The sequence below is a fragment of the Bacteroides sp. MSK.20.12 genome (assembly GCF_019052435.1).
GTDB classification, from domain to species: Bacteria; Bacteroidota; Bacteroidia; order Bacteroidales; family Bacteroidaceae; genus Bacteroides; species Bacteroides xylanisolvens.
The window spans coordinates 1-2,357 of sequence record NZ_JAHQVH010000092.1 but is presented as its reverse complement, the minus strand read 5'-3'; the positions used below and the strand labels follow the sequence as shown (position 1 = coordinate 2,357).

At 35.7% G+C, this 2,357-nt stretch carries 2 protein-coding genes and 1 pseudogene; all 3 read left to right on the top strand.

Annotated features, from left to right (window positions below):
• Window positions 1-728: pseudogene (locus tag KTR06_RS24250) on the top strand (mobilization protein); the annotation flags it as partial.
• Window positions 729-1,034: 306 nt separating this feature from the next.
• Entirely contained in the window at window positions 1,035-1,532 is a 498-nt protein-coding gene (locus KTR06_RS24245) for a hypothetical protein (protein ID WP_117677821.1), read from the top strand.
• 19 nt (window positions 1,533-1,551) lie between these two features.
• Window positions 1,552-2,211: a hypothetical protein gene (locus tag KTR06_RS24240; RefSeq protein WP_117677820.1), complete on the top strand. Its 660-nt coding sequence runs from the start codon at window positions 1,552-1,554 to the stop codon at window positions 2,209-2,211.
• The last annotated feature ends 146 nt before the right edge of the window (window positions 2,212-2,357 follow it).

Below are 2,357 nucleotides of genomic sequence, written 5' to 3'. Positions count from 1 at the left end.
TTGAGAAGCAGAAAGCCGAACTGCAACGTATAGAGGAAACCAAGCGACACAAGGAGCAACAGGTAAGCCTCGCCGAGCAGGAACTCAAACAGGTAAAAGCAGAGATACGTACGGACAAACTCAAAAGTGCAGCTACCGATGTAGCCACAGCCATAACCAGCAGTGTAGGTTCTCTTTTCGGAAGCGGTAAATTAAAAGATTTGGAACAATCTAACGAGAATTTACGTCATGAAATTGCCAAGCGTGACAAAAGCTTTGATGACTTAAAAGTTCAGATGCAACAAATGCAGGAACAGCACGGTAATCAAATTCGTAACCTGCAAGGAATACATAATCAAGAGCTTGAAGCCAAAGACAAGGAAATATCACGATTAAACACCATTCTTGAAAAAGCGTTCAACTGGTTCCCACTGCTCAAAGAAATGCTGAGAATGGAAAAATTATGCTATGCCATCGGATTTACCAAAGATATGGTAAACAGTCTTTTGACAAAAAAAGAAGCTATCAGATGCAATGGGAAAATCTATTCCGAAGAGCATAGACGAAGATTTGAAATCAAGAATGATATTTTCAAGGTTGAAAAAAGTCCGATAGATGAGAATAAATTGGTGCTGACCATAAACAGGCAGCCGATAGGCGAATGGTTCAAAGAGCAATGGGAGAAATTAAGGCAAGGTTTGCGACAATCTACAGAAGAACCAAGAAAAAGTAGAGGATTCAGAATGTAATTTTGATAGTATTTGATTGTATCTCAATAAAATTAAATATCTTTGTAAACGGATTGAGACTACTCTTTCCAAAACATATTAGAATTAAGAAGAAGCGTTATGCTTATCTTGTACTTGAAAACGTAGGAAATTTTCAATTAGATGCAAGGATAGCATAGTGGTTCTCACGCATATAGCGTGGGCTGCTATTGTTACATCTGCATCTATGGTTTCCTACGACCTTCAAGTAAAGAATGTGGCATACAGTTCCACGCTTCTTTAATAGGTTAAATTCCTTTTGGAACTGGAGATTAAAATATGTAGTGTATGAGTGTAATAAAAAAATGGTTATTTGCTATTTGCGCCATTATATTAATGAATGGATGTGCACCACTTCGAATGCCTGTAATAGTAAGGAATGCTCCTATTGAAATGTATAAATACGCATACATTTCCCCAACAAAGGAATTGACATCAAGCATAGGAGGTACATATGGTGGGCAATACGGTATCTATGGTTCTTCAACCACCAAAAGTGTTAATCCAAGTGATGTAATAGCAGGAATACTAATAAAAGAAGGATATATCATATTACCCGAACTTAAACCCGAATTATCTAATGAAACTCTAATCGTCAATTATGGTGAGAGTGGCAGGCGTAATAGAGGTTTAGGTTATACAATAGAAGTAACTATACAGTTTAGCTCTGCAAAAACCAATGAAATGATATGTTCTTGTACAGCAGAAGGACAAGGCGAAACAGAAGCTGATGATATCCGTCAAGCCATTAGAAGAGCCTTAACAAGTTTATTCCCTGAGAAATAACCCAATAATACGACAGATTATGAAAAAGTTTTTAGTATTATCCGCTTTAGTTATAACTTCTTGTACACTCTCTAACGAGGAAAAAGCTGAGAAATTGGTTAAAGAGACGCTTAAAGACTATCTCTATCACCCTGATTCTTATGAGCCAATATCAACAAGAGTTGATAGTATGTTTATTGATGTAACTACTATTGAGCCTATTATGAAAATTAGCGATGAAATCAAGAATTTGATATCTAAAATAAATCGCTGTGAGAGAAAAATTGAATCAGCAGAATCTTCTATGGATATTTTTGCCCCCAATGGTTATTCTTCTCAATACTCTCGTGGAGAGTATTCACGAGCAAAAAAAGAAAAGGAAGAAGCCAAATCTGATTTGAACAAATACACCAAGAAACTTTCAGAACAACTTGCTTCTCTAAAAGAAAATGTCGCTAAATATCACAAAGGAGAATTTACAGGTTGGGCAGTAAGCCATAGATTTAGGAGTCTTAATGGAGCAGGCTCAATGACCATTCCGGGAGAAATGATTTTCTTTTGCGATGAAGAATTTACAACTTGTGGGGGTTATGAAACAGATAAGTTTGAGGACTTCGTAAAAATTTTAAACGCAGTAGATGAAGCAACTTCGGATGAAGATGTAATAGATTATTTTAAAGAAAATAATTTTTTGCTATAAATTCCGTATTTCCGTAGTACGCTAATTTTTATGCAAAGCAAATATTATTAACTGCTATTTTTTTAATATGCAATGGGCGTTTATTTTGGTTATTTGTATAATTGCTATTTCGGTTATTGTAATAGCGATGGTACGAACACGCCTAA

Bases quoted from the DNA above. Each gene is read 5' to 3' on its own strand.
- KTR06_RS24245 (WP_117677821.1), top strand. From the start codon at position 1,035: ATGAGTGTAATAAAAAAATGGTTATTTGCTATTTGCGCCATTATATTA.
- KTR06_RS24240 (WP_117677820.1), top strand. From the start codon at position 1,552: ATGAAAAAGTTTTTAGTATTATCCGCTTTAGTTATAACTTCTTGTACA.